This is a genomic window from Acerihabitans sp., assembly GCF_036398755.1.
Classification (GTDB): Bacteria; Pseudomonadota; Gammaproteobacteria; order Enterobacterales; family Enterobacteriaceae; genus Acerihabitans.
On record NZ_DASWOM010000060.1, the window covers coordinates 1 to 24,116 of the forward strand.

The 24,116-nt window shown below is 52.3% G+C and carries 23 protein-coding genes and 1 pseudogene; 6 read left to right on the forward strand and 18 right to left on the reverse strand.

Going from position 1 to position 24,116, the window contains the following annotated elements:
- From motB to otsB, 6 genes are all read right to left on the reverse strand, one after another.
- A partial coding sequence (gene motB, locus VGC33_RS09970) for a flagellar motor protein MotB (protein ID WP_331120596.1) occupies positions 1 to 974 on the reverse strand: 974 nt, incomplete at its 3' end.
- Positions 971 to 1,864, reverse strand: a complete 894-nt coding sequence (gene motA, locus VGC33_RS09975) for a flagellar motor stator protein MotA (protein ID WP_331120597.1) — start codon at positions 1,862 to 1,864, stop codon at positions 971 to 973. The genes motA and motB, both read right to left, overlap by 4 nt.
- 125 nt (positions 1,865 to 1,989) lie before the next feature.
- The gene (flhC, locus tag VGC33_RS09980; RefSeq protein WP_331120620.1) at positions 1,990 to 2,571 is read right to left on the reverse strand and encodes a flagellar transcriptional regulator FlhC; all 582 of its coding nucleotides are present in this window, start codon (positions 2,569 to 2,571) and stop codon (positions 1,990 to 1,992) included.
- 2 nt (positions 2,572 to 2,573) lie between these two features.
- Positions 2,574 to 2,924 (reverse strand): flagellar transcriptional regulator FlhD, encoded by a 351-nt coding sequence (flhD, locus tag VGC33_RS09985; protein ID WP_331120598.1) that lies wholly within the window; start codon positions 2,922 to 2,924, stop codon positions 2,574 to 2,576.
- Between the two features lie 1,146 nt (positions 2,925 to 4,070).
- Positions 4,071 to 5,453, reverse strand: coding sequence for an alpha,alpha-trehalose-phosphate synthase (otsA, locus tag VGC33_RS09990; protein ID WP_331120599.1), 1,383 nt, complete (start codon positions 5,451 to 5,453; stop codon positions 4,071 to 4,073).
- Entirely contained in the window at positions 5,450 to 6,238 is a 789-nt protein-coding gene (otsB, locus tag VGC33_RS09995; protein WP_331120600.1) for a trehalose-phosphatase, read from the reverse strand. Before otsB ends, otsA begins: the two co-directional genes overlap by 4 nt.
- Before the next feature lie 988 nt (positions 6,239 to 7,226).
- Between otsB and rcsA the strand changes: the two genes are divergently transcribed.
- Positions 7,227 to 7,862 carry a transcriptional regulator RcsA gene (rcsA, locus tag VGC33_RS10000; protein WP_331120601.1) on the forward strand — a complete coding sequence of 212 codons (636 nt, stop codon included), beginning with the start codon at positions 7,227 to 7,229 and terminating at the stop codon, positions 7,860 to 7,862.
- A gap of 70 nt (positions 7,863 to 7,932) precedes the next feature.
- Here the strand turns inward: rcsA and dsrB are convergent, their stop codons facing one another.
- Positions 7,933 to 8,139 carry a protein DsrB gene (gene dsrB / locus VGC33_RS10005; protein ID WP_331120602.1) on the reverse strand — a complete coding sequence of 69 codons (207 nt, stop codon included), beginning with the start codon at positions 8,137 to 8,139 and terminating at the stop codon, positions 7,933 to 7,935.
- 183 nt (positions 8,140 to 8,322) lie between these two features.
- Between dsrB and VGC33_RS10010 the strand changes: the two genes are divergently transcribed.
- The 4 genes from VGC33_RS10010 to VGC33_RS10025 all read left to right on the forward strand — a co-directional run bounded on the left by VGC33_RS10010 (position 8,323) and on the right by VGC33_RS10025 (position 11,726).
- The gene (locus VGC33_RS10010) at positions 8,323 to 8,556 is read left to right on the forward strand and encodes a DUF2525 domain-containing protein (protein WP_331120603.1); all 234 of its coding nucleotides are present in this window, start codon (positions 8,323 to 8,325) and stop codon (positions 8,554 to 8,556) included.
- Between the two features lie 519 nt (positions 8,557 to 9,075).
- Positions 9,076 to 9,870, forward strand: coding sequence for a mannosyl-3-phosphoglycerate phosphatase-related protein (locus VGC33_RS10015; protein ID WP_331120604.1), 795 nt, complete (start codon positions 9,076 to 9,078; stop codon positions 9,868 to 9,870).
- Between the two features lie 49 nt (positions 9,871 to 9,919).
- A complete protein-coding gene (locus tag VGC33_RS10020) occupies positions 9,920 to 11,140 on the forward strand; it encodes a glycosyltransferase family protein (RefSeq protein WP_331120605.1) in 1,221 nt (406 codons plus the stop codon).
- A 214-nt stretch (positions 11,141 to 11,354) separates the two neighbouring features.
- Entirely contained in the window at positions 11,355 to 11,726 is a 372-nt protein-coding gene (locus VGC33_RS10025; protein WP_331120606.1) for a helix-turn-helix domain-containing protein, read from the forward strand.
- Between the two features lie 532 nt (positions 11,727 to 12,258).
- On the opposite strand, the gene VGC33_RS10030 is transcribed toward VGC33_RS10025, so the two are convergent.
- The 9 genes from VGC33_RS10030 to VGC33_RS10070 all read right to left on the reverse strand — a co-directional run bounded on the left by VGC33_RS10030 (position 12,259) and on the right by VGC33_RS10070 (position 20,238).
- Positions 12,259 to 12,390, reverse strand: coding sequence for a hypothetical protein (locus tag VGC33_RS10030; protein WP_331120607.1), 132 nt, complete (start codon positions 12,388 to 12,390; stop codon positions 12,259 to 12,261).
- Positions 12,391 to 12,724: 334 nt separating this feature from the next.
- Positions 12,725 to 13,033, reverse strand: coding sequence for a CopM family metallochaperone (copM, locus tag VGC33_RS10035; RefSeq protein WP_331120621.1), 309 nt, complete (start codon positions 13,031 to 13,033; stop codon positions 12,725 to 12,727).
- Between the two features lie 89 nt (positions 13,034 to 13,122).
- Positions 13,123 to 14,196: an FAD:protein FMN transferase ApbE gene (gene apbE, locus VGC33_RS10040; protein WP_331120608.1), complete on the reverse strand. Its 1,074-nt coding sequence runs from the start codon at positions 14,194 to 14,196 to the stop codon at positions 13,123 to 13,125.
- Between the two features lie 178 nt (positions 14,197 to 14,374).
- Positions 14,375 to 14,674 (reverse strand): hypothetical protein, encoded by a 300-nt coding sequence (locus tag VGC33_RS10045; protein ID WP_331120609.1) that lies wholly within the window; start codon positions 14,672 to 14,674, stop codon positions 14,375 to 14,377.
- A 192-nt stretch (positions 14,675 to 14,866) separates the two neighbouring features.
- Positions 14,867 to 15,853, reverse strand: coding sequence for a 2-keto-3-deoxygluconate transporter (kdgT, locus tag VGC33_RS10050; protein ID WP_331120610.1), 987 nt, complete (start codon positions 15,851 to 15,853; stop codon positions 14,867 to 14,869).
- A gap of 165 nt (positions 15,854 to 16,018) precedes the next feature.
- Positions 16,019 to 16,969, reverse strand: a complete 951-nt coding sequence (gene yddG, locus VGC33_RS10055; RefSeq protein ID WP_331120611.1) for an aromatic amino acid DMT transporter YddG — start codon at positions 16,967 to 16,969, stop codon at positions 16,019 to 16,021.
- Positions 16,966 to 18,198 (reverse strand): peptidase T, encoded by a 1,233-nt coding sequence (gene pepT / locus VGC33_RS10060; protein WP_331120612.1) that lies wholly within the window; start codon positions 18,196 to 18,198, stop codon positions 16,966 to 16,968. The genes yddG and pepT overlap by 4 nt, the downstream gene beginning before the upstream one ends.
- 286 nt (positions 18,199 to 18,484) lie before the next feature.
- On the reverse strand, positions 18,485 to 18,919 hold the full coding sequence (locus tag VGC33_RS10065) for a DUF6515 family protein (RefSeq protein WP_331120613.1): 435 nt from the start codon (positions 18,917 to 18,919) through the stop codon (positions 18,485 to 18,487).
- A 410-nt stretch (positions 18,920 to 19,329) separates the two neighbouring features.
- Positions 19,330 to 20,238 (reverse strand): cation diffusion facilitator family transporter, encoded by a 909-nt coding sequence (locus VGC33_RS10070; protein WP_331120614.1) that lies wholly within the window; start codon positions 20,236 to 20,238, stop codon positions 19,330 to 19,332.
- A gap of 1,058 nt (positions 20,239 to 21,296) precedes the next feature.
- On the opposite strand from VGC33_RS10070, the pseudogene VGC33_RS10075 reads away from it, so the two are divergent.
- Positions 21,297 to 21,569 (forward strand): annotated as a pseudogene (locus VGC33_RS10075) (SOS response-associated peptidase family protein).
- Here the strand turns inward: VGC33_RS10075 and VGC33_RS10080 are convergent.
- Together VGC33_RS10080 and VGC33_RS10085 are read right to left on the reverse strand one after the other, a co-directional pair.
- Positions 21,550 to 21,816 carry a hypothetical protein gene (locus VGC33_RS10080; protein WP_331120615.1) on the reverse strand — a complete coding sequence of 89 codons (267 nt, stop codon included), beginning with the start codon at positions 21,814 to 21,816 and terminating at the stop codon, positions 21,550 to 21,552. The pseudogene VGC33_RS10075 and the gene VGC33_RS10080 sit on opposite strands and share 20 nt — an antisense overlap.
- A complete protein-coding gene (locus VGC33_RS10085; protein ID WP_331120616.1) occupies positions 21,813 to 23,924 on the reverse strand; it encodes a hypothetical protein in 2,112 nt (703 codons plus the stop codon). Before VGC33_RS10085 ends, VGC33_RS10080 begins: the two co-directional genes overlap by 4 nt.
- Positions 23,925 to 24,116 lie beyond the last annotated feature (192 nt).

The window sequence follows — 24,116 nt, forward strand, 5'->3', positions numbered from 1 at the left end:
ATTGAAGCCGGGACTCCCGAGGCCGAAGGCGCCGCGTTGCCGGGCGGCGTTGACGCCGGCGCCGTTTCAGGCGGCGCGTCGGTAGCGGCTTTAAATGACGGCTGTTGGGTTAATCCCGTTGAATTATTGATTTCCACTCCCTGGTTTTGCACATTCTCATGCTCAATGTTCAGTTCCGTTTGTTTATTCAGCACCAGCAGGCTGATGCGGCGGTTAATCGCCGCATCGGGTTGCTGCGGCGCCAGGCTCATGGTGGCGGCCATGCCGACCACCCGCAGGATTTTGCCTTCTCCCAACCCGCCGCTGATAAGTTCCCGTCTGGAGGCGTTGGCGCGTTCGGCCGATAGCTCCCAGTTGCTGTAGCCGCGCTCGCCATTGGCGTAAGGGGACGCATCGGTATGCCCGGATATGCTGATTTTATTCGGAATATCATTGAGGATTGGCGCAATGCCGCGCAGCACGTCCCGCATATACGGCTCCACGCGCGCGCTGCCGGTTTCAAACATCGGCCGATTCTGGCTATCGAGGATCTGGATACGCAGCCCCTCCTCCACCATATTGATCAGCAGCTGCGGGCGCAGCACCCGCAGGCGCGGGTCGGATTCAATCAGCTGATCCAGACGCTCGCGCAGTTTATTAAGCCGTTTCTTTTCCAGCTTATCCATCAGGTCGTTAATGCTTTTATGCACATCGCCCTGCTGACGCGTCGGATCCGCGCCGCCGCCGGGGATGGGGCTGGTATCCGAACTGCTGCGATTGCCGCTGGTCAGCGCCACGTTCAGCGGAGTGCGGAAATATTCGGCAATGGTGGCCAGTTCCTGCGGACTGGCGATGGACAATAGCCACATCACCAGGAAGAACGCCATCATCGCGGTCATAAAATCGGCGTAGGCTATCTTCCAGGCACCACCGTGCTCGGCATGGCGTCTAGGCGCACGCCGTTTGCGCACCACCATAATAGGCTGGTTTTTCATGCATCCTCTTCCACCGGCTGTTTCTGTTTAACCGGTTCCCGGGCGAGCTTAACGTGGGCCTCAAGTTCATTAAACGACGGACGCTCGGCTGAAAACAGCGTCTTACGGCCGAACTCCACCGCTATCTGCGGCGCATAGCCATGAATACTGGAAAGCAGGGTGATTTTGATGCATTGCATCATCTTGAGGGTTTCGTCTTTCTTTTGCCGCAGCAGCGAGGCCAACGGCGAGATAAAACCATAGGCCAGCAGGATACCTAAAAATGTGCCCACCATGGCCTGGGCTATCAAGGCGCCAAGCTCGATGGCCGAACGGTCGGCCGACGCCAGCGCGTGCACGACCCCCATGACCGCGGCGACAATACCGAAAGCCGGCAGCGAATCGCCTACCTGCGCCAGGCTGGCGGCGGGTATTTCACATTCATGCTCGTAGGTTTCGATTTCCTCGTCCATCAGCGACTCGATTTCAAACGCGTTCATATTGCCGCCAATCATCAGGCGCAAATAATCAGTGATAAAATCCACCAATTGTTTATCGTTAAGAATACGCGGATAGAGCTTGAAAATTTCACTGTCATGAGGTGTGTCAATATCAAATTCCAACACCAGCATTCCATGCTGACGCGCTTTTGCCATTAAACGGAATAGCAAGGCCATCAGGTCCATATACAGGGATTTATTATATTTTGAACCGTGAAATAACTGAGGGAATGCTTTTATCGTCGCTCTGATGGCTTTTGCGTTATTGCCGACAATAAAAGCGCCAACGCCAGCGCCCGCGATGATAAGAAATTCGGAAGGTTGGTACAGCGCGCCCAGATGGCCGCCGACTAAGATATAACCGCCGAATACGGCGCCTATTACCACAAGGTATCCCACTATCACTAACACATCCGTTCTCCCGGTAAAAAGATGTCGGCCAGCGCGCGGCGCATCCGGGAAACCGAACGACGACTATCTTGGCAAGCTTATGCCATGATATCGCCATGGAGGTTTTCATCCATTTGGATTACCCATCACACCGCATGCTGCGCCTGCTCATCCAGCAGCTTGGGATTAATATCGGCCGCGACCGGCAAAAGTTTACGTCTTTTTACCGCACGGGACGGGGGCTGGCATAAACTGCAGACAAAACCGTAAAGCGGCTGATGGGCGTAAGTGATAAAGTGGCCGTGACAATGGCTGCACGGGGTCAACTGGAGCATGCCGCTTTCGACAAAACGCACCAGGGTCCAGGCGCGGGTCAGCGCCAGTATCGGCTGTTCGCCGTCTTGCTGGGGACATTGCTCAAGGTATAACCGATAAGCCCGGATCACCGCTTCAACGCCGGTACACTGCCCGTTTTGCAACAACACCTGGAAAATATTGTAAAACATCGACGAATGAATATTTTGTTCCCAGGTCATGAACCAATCGGTTGAAAACGGCAGCATGCCCTTGGGCGGCGGACTGCCCCGCAGCTCCTTGTACAATTTGATCAGTCGGCCGCGGCTAAGCTGCGTTTCGCTTTCCAACATTTGCAATCGGGCGCCTAACGTAATCAGCTCCATCGCCAGCTGAATATCCTTAGCTTCCTGGACAATACTTTTCCCTGCCATTGTCATGCCCTTTTCTTTGGCTGATGGCTGTCTTTCGCCGCCAGCCGCTCTTGCAGTTGGCTGGATAACAATATGCCGGTGTGTATTTGCTGTAATTCGTCCACACGGGAATCCTGGGTTAATTGCGTAATGGTCTGGTGATCGTCAAAACGAAACAGGCACAATAATTGATTCGTTTCGGCCAGTTTTACCATTTGTGGCAAGGTCAGCTTCAATAACACGTCGGCCATGGAATCGTTAATCCCCAGCCGAAACATCGCCATCGATTTTTCCTGATTGATCAAACGTTGCGCCAATAATAAATAGGATAAATTTATATCATAAACATGTTTGCGTATTTCAATCGTATTCATTTTCCCATCCCTCTAGACTATGTTTGAAAACATAACTTGGGTGATAAAATATCGCCCGGTATCCGGGGATCTTTCCCCTGGGTGGCTAATGAAATCAGCGATACCGAACATTCAATAATGTTCGGTAACCAAATCGGCTATTTATAAAAGCCGTACCGTTAAATATTCCAGGTGTAAAATGTGTCCAAAATTAACATGACTCATTAAGGTTTCTTCCGTGAAACATTTTTACAAATTAGTGAGATTATTCCTAATTGCGCCGCAACTCTAACGCTGATTCTGTCGTTCATACAATCTACCCCTAGCTAAATTTTAGATAAAGTGTGATCAAGATCACATAAATTAAGCTTACTTGATCAGAATTGCTACTGGTCTGATGTGATCGCTGTTCATAAAATGAACACAAAAAACGAATGCAACAAAAATTTAGCAATTGATCGCCAGGAATCAGGGTAATCCACTGCTCATCCTAGTTTTGACAGAATATCATTCGTTATATCAAATTCTCCCTTTTAAATATCTTGTTAGATACAATTTAACAGCATTACTGCTGTTTTCATCCGAGAAATTCCGTAGATACATCATTAACATTATCTAAACATCTTCCGCGGTTTGGTCAGCGATGCAGGCACATTTTTGTATGAAAAATGAACCTTTTATTGACAATAAGTTAGCAGTGAAAGGAATGAGATCGTGTCGGGAAATGAAAAGTTAACATTGGTGTGGGCGGTAAAAAAGATAAGCGCATACCCACGACTAAAATAGCCATGTTTAATTATCATCGGCATACTTATTCATAACTTGAGTTAAAACTGATCAAAATATTCGCAAAAAATGCATTAACGCTTTAATTTAGATCGTTTTTTATACCGCAGGTATTAATGCGCCGCGCGAGACGTTAAACAATGGGCCAAGCAGCAGGGGGTTGCGCGCCACGGTCGGTACCGCCTCACAAAAGGCCATGGCGCCGGGAAGCGCAGACTAAAACGCCATCGGCGTCCCTCCGTGGGATAACGATGGCGTATAAAGGTATTAAAGGTCCCGTCGGTCCCCGGGGACGGCGTCCCTGGCACGGGGAAGGATTACCGCGCTACCCGGGCCCGGCCCGCGCTGCGAGTCCGTACGGGCCGTTCAGGCCGTCAGGATTCAGTTTACCTCGGTAGTGGCAGGTACCGCCTTCAAGTCATTGAGGAAAGACTGGCGCCAGTGCACGATGTCATTTTTGGTAATGACGCTCATCATTTCAGCATGGCGCGCAATACGCTCTTTAAGCGGCATGCTGAGCGCTTTGTCCAGCGCCGCGGCGACACCGTCGCGATCATAAGGGTTCACCAGCAGCGCCGAGGTCAGCTCATTGGCGGCGCCGGCAAAGCGGGAAAGGATAAGCACGCCCGGATTGGCGGGATCCTGCGAGGCGACATATTCTTTCGCCACCAGGTTCATGCCGTCGCGCAGCGGGGTCACCAGGCCAACTTCACAATGCCGGAAAATCTTCATCAGCAGACTGCGTTCATAATGCTGGTTAAGATAAAATAATGGCGTCCATTCCAGGGTCGAGAAATGCCCGTTTATCCTGCCCGCCTCCGTCTCCAGTTCGTGGCGGATGTCCTGATAAGCCTGAACGTCGCCACGGGATGTGGGCGCAATCTGGAAAAAACGGATATTGCCCCGGTGCTGAGGAAAATTCTCCAGCAGGGTCTCGAAGGCCTGGAAACGCTCCGGCAACCCTTTGGAATAATCCAGACGGTCGACGCTGATGATAAGCTGCCCGTTCATTTTATCGCGCAAATGCGCCAGCTTGGGCGGCAGCGCGCCTTCGGCCAGTTCCCGGATACTGTCCGGCTCCACGCCAATGGGATAAACGCGCACCGTCACCGATTTGCCATACGCGGCAAAGCGATCTTCATCCAGTTGCTCCACGTCGGTCACCAACGACAGATTTTCAATAAAAGCCAAACGGTCGGTATCCGCCTGGAAGCCGATCAGATCGTACTCGCACAACATTTCCAACAGCTCTTTGCGCGGCGGCAAGGCATTGAATATTTCCGAAGTCGGGAACGGGATATGCAGGAAAAAACCGATGCGGTTGGTCATGCCCAGCTTGCGGCAGGCGGCGGCGAAGGGCAACAGATGATAATCGTGGATCCACAGGATATCATCGTCTTCCACCAAGGGCTGCAAACGCGCCGCCAGCTTCTCGTTTACCTGGCAATACCCGTCATAATCCTCACGCTGATATTGCACCAGATCCAGACGATAATGGAACGCCGGCCAGATAACGGTATTGGAGAAATTAAGATAATATTGGTCATATTCGCTTTGCTTCAAGGAAAAAGCCGCGAACGTTATGTTGTCCTGCTGGTGCTTTTCCAACGGCAGTTCTTCTTCGCTGATTTTCCCGTTCCAGCCGAACCACAGTCCGCCCGCGTCTTTCAGTGAATCCATAATGCCGACCGCCAGGCCGCCGGCGCTTTCCTTTTTACCTTCCATAGCCGCAATACGGTTCGATACTACAATTAAGCGACTCATAAATCCTCCCCAACCGAGCTTTTGGTTTTCATAGAATAGTTATCTTGTTGTTCAACCAGTGACAATAGCCAAAGATGGGCCTGTTGCACATCGTCCAGATGATAGCGCGCCGCGGAAGCGCCGGGCCCAACCTTTATGGAGATGCCATTCAGGGCGTTTACCTGGACAAATCCGGCCTCGTCGGTCAAGTCGTCGCCGATAAACAGCGGCGTTCTGCCGGCAAAAGGCGTTTCCCGCATAAATGCGTTAATCGCGGCGCCCTTGTCGACGCCGCGAGGCTTGAGCTCCACGACGCATTTACCCGGCTGCAGCGTGAGCTCGGCATAACGCCCGGCAAAAGCTTCGGCCACCGCCATGATATCCCGTTGAAATTGCGGCGCCTGGCGGTAATGCAGGGCATAGGCCATGCCTTTCGCCTCAACATGGCAACCGGGAAAACCGGCGATGGCGTCCGTCAGCTCCCGCGCAAGCTTTATGGCAAGCGAAGGCGACAATTCGGTGCGATGGATTTCGCCATGCGCGTCCCGCCGTTCCGCGCCATGGACGCCGGCGGCGGGACTGTGAAGCGGCGCGCTGAGCGCGTCAAGTTCTGTTAAGGCGCGCCCCGACACCAGCGCCAAGGCGCCCCCGGCGGCGCTGTATATGGCGCATAAGGCCTGTCTTATATTATGGGGTATCGACACGAGTTCGGGTCGTTTTTCAATCGGCGCCAAGGTGCCGTCCACATCAAAAAACAAGGCGAAAGTGTCCAGGGGTATCGGGGGTAGCGAATCACTGTCTGTCATACCTGTTATCCTCCTGTAACCGCGAGCGAGCAGTTGTCCTTGCGCATCGCTGGATAAGTGGTTGCGCTACAGCGCATTAGCGCAGCCCGGAAATGACAGGTGGTAAGCGGGTAACAAAGGAGTGAGGAATATTGAGGTGAATTTTAAAAATCGTCATTCTCCTTGAAACTGCGCTGACGTTATCGCGGAACATAAGGCGCAAAATCAGTCGCTTTAGCCTGGCCGGCCAGGCACGCTTTCTGTCCCGCCTGTCCTTCGGGCGGCAGTGAACACTTTAGTTAGTATAGACAATAATTTTTCATCTGTCATAAATGGCGAAAAACGCCCTGCTGCGGCATCACCACCGCAGTCAACACTTCAGCGTTATCGATAGGTTCCATTTCATGGAAACGGCAACAGCACCCTAATTGGAGCAAATGTAACCAATAAAAGCCAAAAATTGTGTACAAAGTTAAATTTGCATGACTATGATTGGCTATAAAATAGACATTTCGCTTGAAATGCAGGCAAATCTAAACGATAACCAATTACATTTATAACCAATTTCAGCTTAAATTATTAATAATTATTGAAAAAAAAAGCCGTGGTTTTGTCATCCCACTTGGCTAGGGTCTGCCTGAAGCGGATAAAATCACACAAAAAAGATCATGAATTTTTCTTATGTTTATTTTAATCGATTTGTAATATTATTTTCCTAACAAACAGCTTGCCTTTAAACAGAAGCGCCTGCCGCTTGGCAAAACGTGCGCAGATCCCTGGCGCGGCGTGCGACAAAAGAGCCTCCCGCCATGAACTTCGCGTAGTTAGACTTAAGTCAAATTTACCGATTCACTTTTGAGAGGCGGCTCCCAAAAAATTCTCGTTGAACTTGATTATGAATTGTTGTTAAAACATTAGGTAACTGTGAAGCTTTATGAAAACACCAGGCCATAAAAAAGCATTTTATCGTTGCTAAAAACAGATAATCAAATTTTAATGAGGGTGCGCTATGCCAACGATCATCATGGATTCATGCAGCTATACTCGCCTTGGTCTAACGGGATTTTTGACGGATACTGGTGTAAAAAAGCGTAATATCAACATCGTAGCTGATATCGGCCAGTTGCAGTCCAAATGTTCGCGGGTCAAGCCTGATGTGGTTTTTGTCAATGAAGAGTGTTTTATCCATGAGCCGGACGCCACGGAGCGAATAAAAAAAGTCATTACCCAGCATCCCGATACGCTGTTCTTTATTTTTATGGCAATGACCAACATTCATTTTGAAGATTATCTGTTTGTGCGCAAGAACCTGATTATCACTTCTAAATCCATCAGGGCGGAGACGCTTAATTCGCTGCTCACCGGCTGCAGCAAACACAAATCGCTTGACGAGGGAAGCCATAAGTCGCCCCTCGATCTGAACCCGGTACGGTTAAGCCAGACCGAATCCAATATGCTGCGCATGTGGATGTCCGGCCATGACACCATCCAGATTTCGGACCGCATGCAGATCAAGGCCAAAACGGTGTCTTCGCATAAAGGCAACATTAAACGGAAAATCAAGACCCATAATAAACAGGTGATTTATCACGTCGTACGCCTGACGGACACCGTAACCAACGGCATTTACGTTAACGTACGCTGACCGCTGCCCGGCCTTCACGCTTTGGCGCGAAGGCGCCTTTCGGTATCAGGGCGCCGCCTGATACCGTTTTTTATTCCCCCAGGCCCTCTTCCGCCAGCGGTTCCACAAAAATCCCATCGGGATGACTAGTTTCGTTAAAGAACCAAATAGCGGTCGGGTAATCGTCCAACGCCACCAAATACATAATCCCTTCGCTGAATTTTTCTATGGCCTGGATATTTCCTTTGCGCCGCGGCCCGCCGTCGGTTTTCACCGTCACCCGATCGTGTAATTTCATGACTAACCTCTGAATATGCCCAAAAGTTAGTTTAGTACAAAACACCCCGCGCAGTCAGCCCGTACCGAAGGCCCGGGGATATTTATTCCCACGCCGCCGGGCGGCGACCAGGCGGCCAAATCGTGCGTCGAACGCTATACTTAACCGACGGGTTTTCGCAACGCTTCACAGAGAGGAACCATCATGGCCTTTGCCAAAGAATTCAACGAACAGCTGCGGCGTGAAATCAGTATCGATGTGGAGGCGCTGCTAAAGGCGGTAAGGGAAGCGACGCAGGGGGACGTCCATGAGCATCAGAGCAATGAACATGCCCATATGGTAACGGCCGACGGCCGGGAGTTCATTACCTATGGCGCCCTGGCGGAGGCCTACGGCCTGGATATACGCGATTATACCGTGGCGGAAGTCAATCGATAACCGGTGCTGTTGAATGGCGTCAATAACACGGAATGCAAAAAACCCCGGCCCGACAGGCCGGGGAAATAAAGCTCATTTCCTTCCGGGGAAGGAAGGAATTTAACGTTCGTTACACGAAAAAATCAAATTACCCAACCATACTAGCCGTATCGCTTAGTTTGGCAAGTAACATAAACATTATTACTCTATGGCGGTCGTGCATAAGCCGGCGTAGCGCCGGAAGGCAACCCTATAATCGCGCCATCATTCAATTATTAACTGTTAAATATTATATAGTTAAGTAATAATATAATTTTTAGTCTTTTATCGACCAGCGCGATTAAACCATCGTGATCGGATTATTTTAGGATTTTTCCTAGCAATACATTAATAAAGATTCAGTTTTACAAAACAGCGGAACCCGCCGTAAAACCCGAGGCCGGCGATTTTTTGCCTCTTATCCACTAAGCCATCGTATATACTCAGTTTTATGGATGACCTCGGTCCGTTGTCACCACTGTCAGAAAAGGCGGAGAAAATATGCCAAGTCTCACCGACCCATTAGTGGTTATTACCGATTTGGACGGGTCGCTTCTTGACCACCATACCTACAGCTGGCAACCGGCCGCGCCTTGGCTGGATACGCTGAGGGACCATCATATCCCGGTGGTGTTTTGCACCAGCAAAACCACCGCCGAGATCGTGCCGCTGCAAAACAGCATGGGCCTCGCCGGGGCGCCGTTTATCGCCGAGAATGGCGCGTTATTACAGCTGGACGGCGAAATAACCCGCAAGATCATGGGCCAGGACTATGCCGCCATCCGCGCGGTTATGGTGCGACTGCGTGAGGAAAAAGGCTTCAAGTTTTTTGGCTTCGGCGACGTTGACGAAAAGCTGGTCGGCGAATGGACCGGCCTTTCCGCCCAGGACGCGTTGCTGGCCCAGCGCCGGGAGGCCTCGGAAGCCTTTATCTGGCGTGAAAGCGACGAACGGCTGCGCGAGTTCGCCGCCTGCCTGGCCGGCGACTCCCTTGCCGTGGTCCAGGGCGGCCGGTTTTATCACGTAATGTCGCAAGGCAGCAGCAAAGGCGCCGCGGTGGGCCGGCTGTTGCAGCACTATCGGCAGCAAGACGGCCGCCCCTGGCAATCAATCGGACTGGGCGACGGTCCAAACGATATTTCGCTGCTTGAAGCGGTGGATTATGCGGTGATTATCCGCGGCTACAGCAAGACCCCGGTAAGCGTCAGCCCGCAGCAGCGGTATGTTTATCGCACCAGCGCCTATGGACCGGAAGGCTGGTGCGAAGGGTTGGATCATTTTATTACCTCGGCCTGATGAGCGCCGGAAAATTATTTTAATAAAAAAATGTTTGGGGAGAACATATATGAGTGATTTTCATCAAAATGGAATTATCGCCAATTTTCATAACCTCTCCGATCGCAAGGTCGAGGAATTAGAAACCGAACTGGTGGGATTTGCTAAAAAACGTAAAATGGGGCTTATCCTGCCCTCGCTGTTTTCCGAGCTGGAGGGACCGGCCCTGGCCCATATCGTTGATGAACTGGCCAAGGTGCCCTATCTGGAGGAAATCGTCATCGGGCTGGACCGGGCCGACCGCAGCCAATTTCTTTTTGCCCGTGATTTTTTTTCCCGTCTGCCGCAGCATCATCGTATTTTATGGAATGACGGTCCGCGGTTAAAGGCCATCGACGCCGAGCTGGAAAAAGAGGGGCTGTCCCCCACCGAGCCGGGTAAAGGGCGCAACGTCTGGTTCTGCACCGGCTATACCCTGGCCTCGGATCGTACCCTGGCGGTGGCGTTGCATGATTGCGATATTGTCACCTACGATCGCGGCATGCTGGCCCGGCTATTGTATCCCGTGGTGCATCCCAAATTCAGTTATGAATTCTGCAAAGGCTTCTATGCCCGGGTGGCCAACGGCAAGATGAATGGTCGCGTGGTGCGCTTACTGGTGGGTCCGCTGCTGCGCTCGCTGGAAAACGTTTACGGCCAGTCGCCATACCTGGATTATCTCAACAGTTTCCGCTATCCCCTTTCCGGTGAATTTGCCATGCGCACCCGCGTTATGCATGACATGAAAATTCCGGGCGATTGGGGCCTGGAGATTGGGTTATTGTCCGAGATTTACCGTAATTATTCCCCGAACCACATTTGCCAGGTGGAAATTGCCGACAATTACGACCATAAACACCAGCCCCTGGCGGAAGAGGACGGCTCCGGCGGCCTCAAGCGCATGAGCAACGATATTATCCAGTCTTTGTACCGTAAGCTCGCCACCATGGGCGTCAATTTAACCAGCGACTCGTTTCGGGTGCTGAAGGCTACCTATTATCGCAATGCGCTCGATATTCTGGAATTTTATCACCACGACGCCATCATGAACGGTCTGAAGTTTGATCAGCACAGCGAGGAAGCGGCGGTGGAGCTGTTTATGCAATGCATTCTTGATGCGGGCCAGGCCTTTATCGAGCGCCCGAACGATAAACCCTTTATCCCCAGCTGGAGCCGGGTGCAATCCGCCTTTCCCGACATTATGCAGCGCATTTACGATGCGGTGGAAGAAGATAATAAGGGCGACGTGTAACCGCGGCCGGCGGCACAGCGGTGGGAAACGGGTCTCGGCGACCCGTCTTGGCCGCTTTCCGCCGACATGGTGACAATAGTTATGGGATAAAGTTATACGAAATAGTGCAGAGGCTTACGCCGCTATAACTTGCTCATGAAGCGGCTACCCTTACAATAACCCCCATGTTGTCTTGGTGCTCAACCGGCCACCGTCCGGGCGGAAACAAATGATTATGCGCGAACTAAAACCCAATGAACCCCTGGTCGCCGCCCTGGCGCGCTGGATCGAGGATCATCTGGACAGGGATATCGCCTTGCCTGAGCTTGCCGCCCGGTCAGGGTATTCGGTATGGCATATGCAGGGCGTATTTCGCGCGACCACCGGCATCGCCATCGGTCGATATATACGTGAGCGTAAATTGACGGAAGCCGTGCATCGGCTACGCAATAGCGATAACAGAATCATGGACATCGCCCTTGATTATGGGTTTAACTCACAATCGCAGTTTACCACCTTGTTCAAAAAATATTTTGGCATCACGCCGCAGGTATGCCGAAACGATTGCTCGATAATATTGCCGTTAACCCCGCCGCTGAATTATTAGATGCGAAGTCCTATTTCCGGGTAATGTGTTCTTCCAAATAAATAAATTCTATTAGTGGCTTTTATCTGCTACAGCCGTTGTTCAAGGAAAATGAATTCAATAAAATCAAGGGCTTTGAACATTCCGATTTCAAGTTCATTACTGAATATTTAATAAGAATTTAATTATATAATTCTCATTAAACCCATCTCAGTAAAATCTTAGCTAAATGTATAGTAATTCGCCAGATTAAGCGTATTATGTATTAGTAAGATTAATTTCCCTGGTGTAACTTAAGATGTACTGTTGCCCGCTGTTTTCGGCGGGCTTTTTTAACGTGCATGTATAACCCCATGTTATCTATTTGCTTTCCCATAATTTTATTTTCCGCGCCCGTCAGCTTTCATTTCTGAAAATTTTATTTCCCTCTTTTTTAAATTTTAAGATAAGAATGCCTTATCAAACGGATTCATGTCTTTCCGGGGCTATGGCTGAATCTCTCTTGGCACAAAGGGAAACGCCTGACGTAATATCAGGCGCCGGGGCGGGGAAATTAAATTTTACAGCCTTCACAATCATCTTCTGCCGTAGCGGCTTCCGGCACTTCCCTGGCTTTTTGTTCGGCTTTTTCTTGCGCGCTCGCCAGTTCAGCATCAATATCGAATTCAAAAATGTCATCGTTCATGGGGTCAATATCCCTTCAGTTAGCACAGTGGATAGTATAACCAAACGCGCGCAAAAAAGTTAACCCTGCGGGCCTTGGGTAAAAAAAAACCCGGCGGTCGCCGGGTTGCGTCGCGGAAAAACCAGGATTAGATTTCCAATCCTTTTTTGCTTTTCTTGTCCGCGCGTTTTTCCTTCAGTGTTTTTTCCGGTCTCTTCTTGGCTGACTTGTCCTTACCTCTACTCATAAACACCTCGCTTACTTGTCAGATTTGGGGGTTGACCAAAAAACGTCCCGATAACACCCGGGCAACCCAGAATTACCAAACCTGGGCGTAAAATGCAAGAAGCAACGATTACCGATCCTTATCGGGATGCGTCTTGAGCCAGTTGTTCATGGTCTCGATCTCGGCTTGTTGCGCTTTTATCACATTTTCCGCCATCCGGCGCATATGCGGATCCTTGCCGTATTTCAATTCGGTCTGCGCCATGGCGATGGCGCCCCGATGGTGGGGGATCATGCCGCGGGCAAAAGCGACGTCGGGGTCATGGGCCGTGACCCCTTGCGCCATGTCCTTATGCATGTCCCGCATGGCGGCCATATAATCCTGGCTGGACTGGCTGAGTCCGGCCGCCGCGCCCTGATCCATGTGCATGCCCGGCATGGCGTCATCCGCCCAAACGGATGCCGAAACGCAAATTGCCGCCAGCAGCGCCGGCAATACATATTTGCTCATATACCCTCCAGTTATTATCAATGCCCGTTATCGGCCGCGGTATCCTGTTGGCTGATAAGGTAGGATTTAAACTGCGGCGACATCCAGGTGGTAAAGCCGGTGGCGGAACGGGTAATCAGGTAAACGGCCAGCCCCTCCCGTTCGGCCAGCGCCTGGGCCTTTTCGCTGCCCAGCACCATCAGCCCGGTGTCCCAGCCGTCCGCTTCCAGGGCGGTGGGCGCGATGACCGTGGCCGACACCAGCTTATGTTCAATGGGCCTGCCGGTCACCGGGTCGATGATATGCGACAGTCGTTTTCCCTGCAATTCATAGTAATTACGATAGCTGCCCGAGGTACTGATGCCATGCCCCTGCAAATCAACGATGGCCTGGGCGCCGATCTCCTTATCGGTCGGCCGCTGGATAGCCACGCGCCACGGTTCGCCCTGCGGCGAAAGACCGCGTGAGATAACGGCGCCGCCCACCGAGACCAGGTAGCGGGTAATGCCGCGCCGTTCCAACAGCGCGGCGAGGTGATCGGTGGCCGCGCCCTCGCCCAGCGTGGACAAATCCACGTACAGGTCCGGTAGATCTTTTTGCAGCCATTGCCCCTGGTTATCTTCGATAAGCTTGAGATGGCGCAGCCCGACCCGGGCGCGGGCGCTATCGATTTGCTGCCGATCGGGCATCACCTTCGGCTGCTTATCCGGACCGAAGCCCCAGAGGTTGACCAAAGGGCCGACGGTGATATCCATGGCGCCCCCGGTTTTCGCTCCGATGCGCAGCGCGGCGGTGACAATATCGGCCATAGAGGCGGTAATGGGCTGCGGATCGGTACCGGCATACTGGTTGAAACGCGACAAAACCGTATCCTGTTGGTAAGTGGACAACTCATGATTATCCTGTTCCAGCTGCCGGCCGATACTGTCTTTCAATCCTTCCAGAACGCCGGGCGCCGGCGCCGCCAGGGTGACCCGGTAAAAGGTCCCCATGGTGCGGCCTTCCGCGACCCACACCTGCGCGCCGCCCGGCGCCGCTGCCCGGTCGCACCCGGCAAGCGTCAGGGCCGCCGCGGCCCCGATGGCCAGGAGTATTGCTGTATATTGCTTCATGTATTTCCCTGTTCCGCCTTCTAACCGGCTTTCGCCGCCCGCGCTATGTTAATACGTCTGACAGGCTTTGCAAAAATCAGACCGCAAACGACCGGCAGACTGGATAAAGCGCAAGCCCGGCGGCATGCCGAAAGCGTATGGGACGCGTCGGCGGCGGACAGGCAAAAGGCGGGTGGGTTCAGCGATCCGGTTGCGCGCCGCCCTGGGCGTAGTTGAACATGCGCTGGACGATTTCGTCGGCGCCTTTGATAATGTCGGAGAGGTGTTTATCGCTGCGGCTCACCGCCTGCGAATAGGCTATCTCATGCGCCTCGTCCACCATGGTAATGATGCGATCGCGGGTCTCGGCATCAATATTGCCCAATAGGGTGGTAATCACCACCTGATAGGCATGGGACGTGACGGTCAGCAGCTCTTCGCGCGCTTCCAGCGCCTCGATACGTTTAAGCAGCGCGTCATAACGCGGATCGTTGGCCATATCTTCTCTCCCAAAGTCATCCGGGCAAGCGCCCGCCATCCGCGGCCGGATCGGCTGCGGATGATATATCGTCTTTTTATTGTTATTGCCAATAACCGCTTTAGTCAACAAAAGATAGCGGCGGCGCGTCGGCCCCCGGACGAGATTCCTCTCGCCCGGGAGCGTTACACCTGTCGTCGAGGGGGAGAGATTTTAATCGAGGGAGACGACGGCGGCATGCGCGCCGTGTTGACCGCGCCTGGCCCATTTGGCCCACAGGGCGGTGAGGATGGGGACCAGCACCGAGGTAACGATAACCGCGGTGGCCACCAGGGCGGTGGCTGACGCCACCTGGCTTTTGAATACCGGATTCATCTCGGCGATCAAAAACGGCGTGGCCGCCGCCGCGCCGGCGGAACTGGAGGCGGCAATCCCGGCGGTGCCGTCGCCGCCGCCGATAAATTTATCGGCCAGGATTAAAGGAATGCCGGTAACGATAATGACGCCCACGCCCAGCAGTATGCCCAGCAGCCCCGTATCCCGAATCACCGATAAATCTATGGCGCCGCCGAGCGCAAAGGCAAAAAAGGGTATCAGCGTCGGCACCGCGCGGCCAAAAAACTCGCGCAGTTCATCATCCAGGTTGCCGAGGATAAAGCCGAGAATAAACGGCAATACCGCGCCAAGAAACAGCCTGGGCTCAAATGACGCCACGCCGGCGGACCCGAGGATGATCATCGTCAGCAGCGGGCCGGATTCGATGGACATCAGGACAAAGGCGGCGGAATCCTCTTTACTGCCGTATTGCTGCATCAGCGAGGCATACAGTCCGCCGTTGGTCATGTTCATCGATGCGGCCAGCACCAGGGTGGAGATACCGGTAAAAAAGCCGCTCTGCACACCGTCAAGCGGCAGGAAATGCGCGGCTATCAGCGCCACCAACCAGGCGGTGATGGTTTTTACCACCACCAGGGTACCGGATTTTTTTAATACCACCCCGGATGCGCGCAGCTGGATGGTCGCGCCCATGCAAAAAAACCACACCCCCAGGATGGGCACCGTGCCTGTCAGGATGCCGTTGGTGAATGACCCTAAATAAGCCCCCGCGTGTGGATAAAAGGTATTGACCAGCGCCCCGATAAACAGGGGAACCAGCATTAATCCGCCGGGAATTTTATCTAATCTTTGTTTAATTTTCATGCCCAACCCTCGAGAAACGCCATGCCTTAAAAAATGAACCTATATTTCATTTTTTTATAATACGACGTATCGCTCAGGACTAAGTGTGACCTGGATCACAAATAAATTGTGATGCAAGTCACTGTTTGGCGGGGACAGCATCAAAGGATCATGTGACTTGCATCACTATTTGGCGCTATCAATTCCATCGGGGCGGGGAAACGGCGCCCGTGCCTTGCGCTGACGGGTTGTCAGCCAGCAAAGCAGCGAACCGGCGCAAACCATCAGCACCCCTTGCCAGAATGCGCCTGTCAGTTGGACATTAAGCAGCATGGCGGCAAACAGTGAGGACAACACCGGGGTGAAATAAGAACAGGTGGCCAGCAGGGTCATATTGCCGTTGATGATGCCGATATTCCATGACGCATAGGCAATCCCCATAATCGCGCCGGTGAGCAGCAGGCCAAAGGCGGTAGCGCCGTTCAACGCCAGCGCCGGCTCGTTGCTGAACAGGTATTTTATCCACAACAGCAACGCGGTAAGGATAAAGAACAGGGTAACGCCATGTCGTCCTCCGGCGTACCGGCGGGTAACATTGCAGTATACCGCCCAGATCAGCGCGCCGCTCAGCGCCAGGCCGTAGCTTAGCGGATTGGCTGATATATTATCCAGCGTATGACGGGGCGTCCAGCCGCCGTCGCCGCCCATCAGCCAGCCGATGCCGGTTAACGCCAGCAGCAGGCCGGCATAGACCCCGGGACCGCCCTTTTCACCGTTCATCATAATGGCCAGCAGCACGGTCAGGCTGGGCCAGAGATAGTTTATCATCCCTACTTCAATCGATTGCTCACGGCTGGCGGCGTAGCCCAGCGACAGGGAGGAACAGATTTCATAGCTGGCGAACAGCAGTCCGGCGGGCAGCAGATAACCGAGGTCAAAGCCGGTAAAACGCGGGCGCTCCACCAGCGCCAGCAGGAAAACGGCGCTGACGGAATAGATCATGGCCGCGCCGCCGGTGGGGCCGAGCCGCTCGCTCAGGCTGCGGATTAAGCCGGCCAGCGTGCTCCAGAGCACGATCGCCAACAGCCCCAGCAGCGTGGCGCGTGTTTTACCCGCGCCGGCATGAGGGTGTATCACCTTCGAGCGGCCAGCAGGCACAGCCTGCGCGTCAGCTCATAACTGGCGACAAAGGCGCTGACCGGCAGAAACTCAAATTGCGAATGAAAATTGTGCGCGCCGGTAAAATAATTCGGCGTCAGCAGCCCTCTGGCGGACAGGGCGGCGCCGTCGGTGCCGCCGCGCATCGGCGTCACTTTCGGAGCGATGCCCAGTTCCTTCAGCCCGGCGAACAGCAAATCGATGGCCCGGCGATCTGCGCCGATGGCGTTGCTGATATTGCTGTAGATATCGCTTATCTTAAATTCCACCTTCGCCGTGGGATAACGCCGGGTAATCTCTTCCGCCACTTCGCCGATACGCTGCTTGCGCCATAAAAAACGGTCCTGGTCAAAATCGCGGATAGAAATATTCAGCCGCGCCTGGCGCGCATTGGCGGTCAAATCGTTAAACCAAAAATAGCCTTCCCGTCCCTCGGTATGCTCCGGCGTTTCCCTCCGGTCAAAATGACTGATGAACTCGTGGGCCATCAAAATCGGGTTCACCAGGACATTTTTCGCCGACATCGGATGGGCGGTCACCCCGGTCAGCGTCACCGCCGCGCTGGCGGCGTTAAAGTTTTCATACACCACTTCGCCCAGCTCGCAGCAATCGATGGTGTAGGCGAAATCCACCGCAAAACGGGCCGGGTCCATCGCTTTGGCGCCACGCAGGCCGATTTCCTCATCCGGCACGAAGGCGACGATGATATCGCCGTGGGGCGTATCCGCGTCAAGGTTTTCCAGCATGGTCATGATGGCGGTGACGGCGGCTTTATTATCGGCGCCGAGCACGCTGGTACCGTCGCTGAAAATAATATCCTGGCCGCGATAGGCCTGGATCTCGGGATGTTCGGCAACCCGCAGCCAGATATCCCGCCCGGCGTTCAGGCACAAATCCTCGCCGGTAAAACGCAGCAGTTGGGGATAGATCTCCGGTGACAGGCCGACATCCACGGTATCAAGATGGGCGATAAACCCGATACGCGGCGCGCCCGGCATATTACCGCGCTTTAACGCGGTGACGGTGGCATGGTCATCGACCTGGATCTCCTCCAGGCCAAAAGTGCGCAGTTCCTCGGCCAGCAGGTCCGCCAGCTGTTGCTGTCCCGGCGTGCTGGGCAAGCTGGTCGCCGCGGCATTGCTTTGGCTGGTTACCGCCAGGTAACGGTAAAAACGTTGAATCAACTGTCCGGCGATATCATTTGGCATAAGGATCCCTTGGCAAAAAATACAGTCGCGAAAAAGCAGCGCCGCCCAAACGCGGCATGTGTTGGCACCACCGTTTTGGAAATAACGGCTGGAAGATAATATAAACGCTCCGGGCGCAGGTCTCCAGCCGGAATAAGGCGGATAAGCCAGGAAATAAGCTGGTGGCGCCGTGGCGCCGGCGCGCATCTCCCCGCCCCAGACAGCACAATGCCCGCCAAGGCGGGCATTTCAACGGTGGCGCGTCCCCACCCCGCCCCCGGTCTGCGGACCGGCGCGGGGCCCGTGATTACAAACCGGCCGGACGCGGCACTTCCAGATATTGGCCGTTGATATTACGACGGTAGTAGTGGCCCTGGTTAACGTAAAAACGCTCACCATTGAGATCCAGCACCGTCATATTGCCGCTCATGCCGCCGGCAGCATAAACCTGCGGCTGCGGCGGGGCGTCAACCACCACATATTGGTTTTCCTGCCGCTGGTAATAGATACCGTCGAGCACATAATAGGTCAGGCCGGCGACCAGCACCGTTGCCGCCACGCCGGGCAGGAAATCAAACCTTGCGCCGCGATGCGGCCCACCCCAGCCATGACCTCCCCAGCCTGGGCCGCCGCCGCCCCAGCCATGGCCGCCGCGACCACCGTCATGCCAGCCGGGAGCGGCAAAACCCGCCACCGGCGCCAGCAGGCTAAGCGATAACACAAGGCTCACTAATTTTTTCATAATATACCTTTAACCTTCCCGCTCGAAAACCCATGCTTAAAAAACCCGCCGATGCTCTCATAACAGACCTAAATCGATGAATTCGCAAGTGCATTTACGCATCTTTAGCCGGTTATAACGAAATCCTTACCCTCTGTTAATAATTGATCGCAACTCTGTTTTTCACCGGACGCCGCCAATATTTTGCCACTACTGGAGTGCAAAGGTTGCGTAAAGAGTGCAAGGTTATGTAAACATATAATTTTTATGAATATTGCTTATGCCTTGATTAGTCATTCTCATTGGCGGCCCGCGTCCGGGGATGTTATTTTTTAACCGTCCGCTCGCTCCAGGGCTGGCATCTTGTGATGTTGGGCACCCACGGTTTTTTTCAGTGGGTGTTTTTTTTAGTCGCCGCGTCTGGGCCCGCGTTATTTTACCAGGTCATCAAGGCGCTGGTCGACAATGCCGGCCGGTTCAAGATGCGCCAGCACCTCGGCTGCGGGAAACAGCTCCCTGACCGCCGCTTCCGCCGCGTCGCCGATTTCGTGACCGACGTCGACCGACAGCTGTCCGTCCACTTCCACGTGTAATTCGACAAATACCCGATCGCCGCCGTTGCGGGTGCGGATGTCATGCACGCCGCGCACGCCCGCGCAGCCCAGCGCGGCATCGCGGATGCGCAGGCGATCCTCCGCGCCCAGCTCCTGATCGAGCAGTTGCCGCAGGGCGGTGACGACCATACCACGCGCATTCCAAATCATATAACCGGAAATGGCCAACGCGCCGATGGCGTCCGAACGGGTCCAGCCGAACGCGCTGTCAAGCACCAGCGCGCACAGCACCGCCAGGTTTACCGCGATATCGGTTACATAATGCGCGCGATCGGCGGCGATGGCCGTGGAGGCCGTTTGCTTGACGACAAAGGTTTGCATCGTTACCAGCACCGCGGTGCACAGGGTACTGCCGATAATAACCCAGATACCCAACCCATGCTGCATCAGCGGCTGCGGGTGGAACAAGCGCTGCGTGGATTCCATGCCAAGCACCAGCCCGGCGCCGCCCAGCAGCAGCGCCTGCACAAACGCCGCCACGGCTTCGGACTTGCCGTGTCCGTATCGATGGCCTTTATCCGCCGGGCGTTGGGCGTAAAAAACGCCGATAAGCGTAACCACCGAGGCCAGGACATCGACCAGACCATCCGCGGCCGAGGTCAGCAACGCCATGGACCCCGTCAGGGTCCATGCCCAGATTTTAACCGCCACCATTACCAACGCTATGCCAAGCGACATCAGCGACGCCATGCGCGTCAGCGTCTTACCGGGAAGACTAGACAACATCTCGCGTTCTCCCACGGATATTTTTTCTCTTCATTGAACTAACCATCTGATATTTCACAGTAAGCGGGAATAAAGGTCGGGCCGGGCCGGGGTAGGTTATCATCAACGCCGTTCGCTGCCTATGGGATGTGGCTGGTGTTGTAACCGGACCCGCAGAACATTGATACTCGACGCCACTGCCATAGAGGTAATAAGGAGGTGAAGTTACATCGTTTTTATTATAGCGCTAACAATAGATACAGCATTTACGCTGGAGAAAAACGTCTGGGGGTTTGTCAGAAAATTATTTTTCAGGGGCTTGTTTGCCAGCGTGGCGCCAGAATCGCCCATTTGGCGCATCATGATGTTTGTCACACCCAACACATACGTGACTAGCGTGCCCCTATAAACCCGGCACGGCCGTCAGCCGTGTCGTATAGCGCAAGGTATTCGTTTTCGAGGCACCAGGCGCGAATGGTTCCGGGGTTGAATGTCTTTCGCCACTGCTGTGGAGTGATGATTTTTTGTGTAGCAACCAGTGCATTCCCTGAAACGTCCACTGAAACAATTCCATTACCATTGGGTTAGGCATAAAACACAAAACCGTCAAGGACCACCATACTTTGACGCAATACGCAGGCTAGAGTGACATTCGGGTCGGCATTGTAGATATTGGACGAGGATATATACGCCATCCGTATAATAAATCCGATCATAATCATCGTTCGCCATCGGGCTGAATATTGCGTTGACGATACCGTTCCATGCAAGCCAAACGTCATCATGGTAATTAAAGGTGGAGGCTCACTGCGGAAGCATATGAGCTACCACGCGTGGCAACTCACCACTCACAGCGGTAATATCAATCGCGGCCACTGGGATTCACTTCAGAAAGGGTAATAAAAAAACCGAGCACGCTTTAAGCGCAAGTCGGCATCTTTGGAGAATGTAGCTCACTCAGCGGCGGCTTCAATGATTCAGCGCCTGTTCTCGCATCACCAGTTTGCTCGCGTAACTCCCCATTATTTACATTTCCCCTAGCAACGAAGGCAATTTTCATGTGCGGCTGATTTGCTCAAATCAAAACCAGAGAATAATATCTCGAATTCCTAAAGCCTGACGTCGAGTTTGTAGGCGCCCTGGATGGTGAACCTATCGGCCGATACAACGTTGCTCCAGGTACTCGCGTTCTGTTGTTAAACCAGCGTGATGATAAATTAAGTCTGAACCCGGTTATGTGGGGATATGAACCAGCTTGGTCCAAAGAAGCGGGCCCGCCCTCTAACAATTGCCAATCCGGGTCCCGCTATGACGTATACTTTGTAAAAATATTCAATCAATATAATCTTTGATAGAGTTCAGTGATGGATAATCCATTTTATTTTTACCATTAACTAATCGGTAAGCATTTATTGAATCAACCAACCCATTATATCGCCAGACCCGCCCTAAGAAATCATCAGCAATAAATCCATCTGTTGGGTCAATTGCGTGAGCTACGGGATAGAAGTCCGTCAGATCAAGCAATAGCGCATCTTCGATAACTTTCTTATCAATACCGTACCGAGTTGCTAAAGGATCAATAAAGTCAATAATCATAAATACCACCCCCAAACTTTCAAACCGATGGCTACAGTGTTTCCGGTTACCGTTATTTGAGGTGAGCTATTCGCCCCCCAAATAATACTTAAAGAAACATTATTCACTACTTTAACGACAGGTGTTACTTTTACAACATTAGCATCAACATCATATACTGATCCTTTGAGCATCTCGAAAATAGCTGTGGATGCCTGTGCCGCTGACCCATTGGCATTGGTTATATGAACCATCAATCGCAAATAACCATGTCTTGGTGATAAAGAAGTCGCTCCCTGCGGCTGTATTCCGTCCACGCTTACACTGCCTCCAACAGCAATATTGGTAAATGTATTAAAAAATAGAAATGGACCATATATACCCGCCGTAGGGTCTATAAACCGTATATTACTAAAAATTTGCGGAGCTTGGCTATAATTGACAGTATCTCTTTGTGTCATTTGTGAGATCACGCCGAACGCCAATGATTCTACTGTCGCATTCGTGCCGAGAGGATTGTGTCGATAGGCAGCACGGCGTAAATCATTATTACCAAGTTCAAATACACAGCATGTGGAAAGTTCAACTGATTCGGTACGATGGCCCTCAAGGAGAGTGTCGGTCTGATCGCCTGAGAGATGATATAGGGCTATCGAACCAAGAGATATATTGCCACTGATTTCACCTAATTTTGAGTCATAGACAGAAGTACCATATTCCATATAACTGCCATAGGTATTACCAGAGAAAAAGTCCCCTTCTGATCTGAATCGAGAAAAACTATTAAGACCCGATCCTCTTTGTGGTCTAGTAAATCTTCTCATTGTTTCGCAACCGGTTGCCCAGGCTTTGATATCAGTGATATTTTCTGACCAAGTGATTAAGTTACTTAAAATTAATCGGTCGCCATTGGTTAAATTATATACATTCAAACGTTCCAGCGTTGTTCCGCCCATATCGTCTAAGCGTACACCCGCCTGCAAACCGGCTTGCGCGATAGCGGTTGGGTATATATTCAAATCAGAAATCAACAGATTAGTCCAACTTGCACTCGAACCGCTCGCATAGCATCTTAAAGCAGCTCCCCCAGTACGAATACGAACTCGATTAATGGTCATTATCAACCCGTTGCCACCTTCAGCTTGGATGATAATGCGATGTGATGCTTGGGTTGCTATAAATTCAGCATGATAAATTCCAGGTCCCCGTTCACCACGTCGGAAAATGGCTGTTTGTGCCGTCCCATCTGAATTAGCACAATAAATTCCTGTTAGCCCCGTTTGTGTGGTGTTATAGCCACTGATAAAAAAATCGGCACTATATAACGTGCCCACATTTAAACCAGTAAGGGAATAATAAGCAAACGGCGGGACTGTTTGGGAGATCTGTTTAAATACTATATGATTACTATTGCTAATAATTACACTGGAATCTAAAGTCCAGCCGGTTGATAGATTCGTCGTATCATAAAGGACTATACCAAAGTCAGGAATTAGAGCGGCCCCTTCCCAGCGTAGACCAAATCCAGATTTTTTATTTCCCGCGTGATTATAATTAAGTTGTCTAGTAATGCGCCATTTTGCTCCGTGCCCTCCTCCAGACCATTGACAGCCTGCTGATAAGTTGACTGCATCTAATGAAGACTGTACAGCATTAGTGTCATCAGCCACACCATCCCCAATGCCACCAAACATGTAAGGATTTATAGTCGCATGGCTAAGCCAATCATAAAGATTTGTCTGCACCGCATTAGTTAAACTATTTAAATAACCTAGATAAGCGGGACCGGTACCTGATGCTAACTTTAGTGCCAGAGCGGCAGAATCATCAGCAGCCCAAGCCCCCGAGCGATATACTTTATAAATATTATCCGTGGTATTGAAATACTGATCCCCTTCGTTTGCCGTCTCAGGGTCGATGTTGCTTGGAGCCACGATATGCGTTGTTCTAACTTCATTTGCTACAAATCGGTCTTCTACTGTACCAGTCGTGGTTCCGATTAAGGTTCCGCCACTGGATGATGACAGTTCATCTGACAGCGTACCGATAGCAGATGTCAATTCTTCTTGAGTAACGAGGTCGTTGTATTCTTCGGCTGTGGGGATCACGCCCATAACTGATGTTGGCATAGCCTATCTCCAATAATACTGACGATAAGAGCAAAGCTTCAATAAGAAGCTTTGTATGCAGGCACACACAAAACACTGTATGTATATACAGGCTATGCTATCGAGGATGATTTGGAAATAGGCGAAGCAATAAAAAATGGTAAGCCGTTGAGTGCTGGTCAAATTCAGTTGTTTCGGTAAGACTTGGGCGGT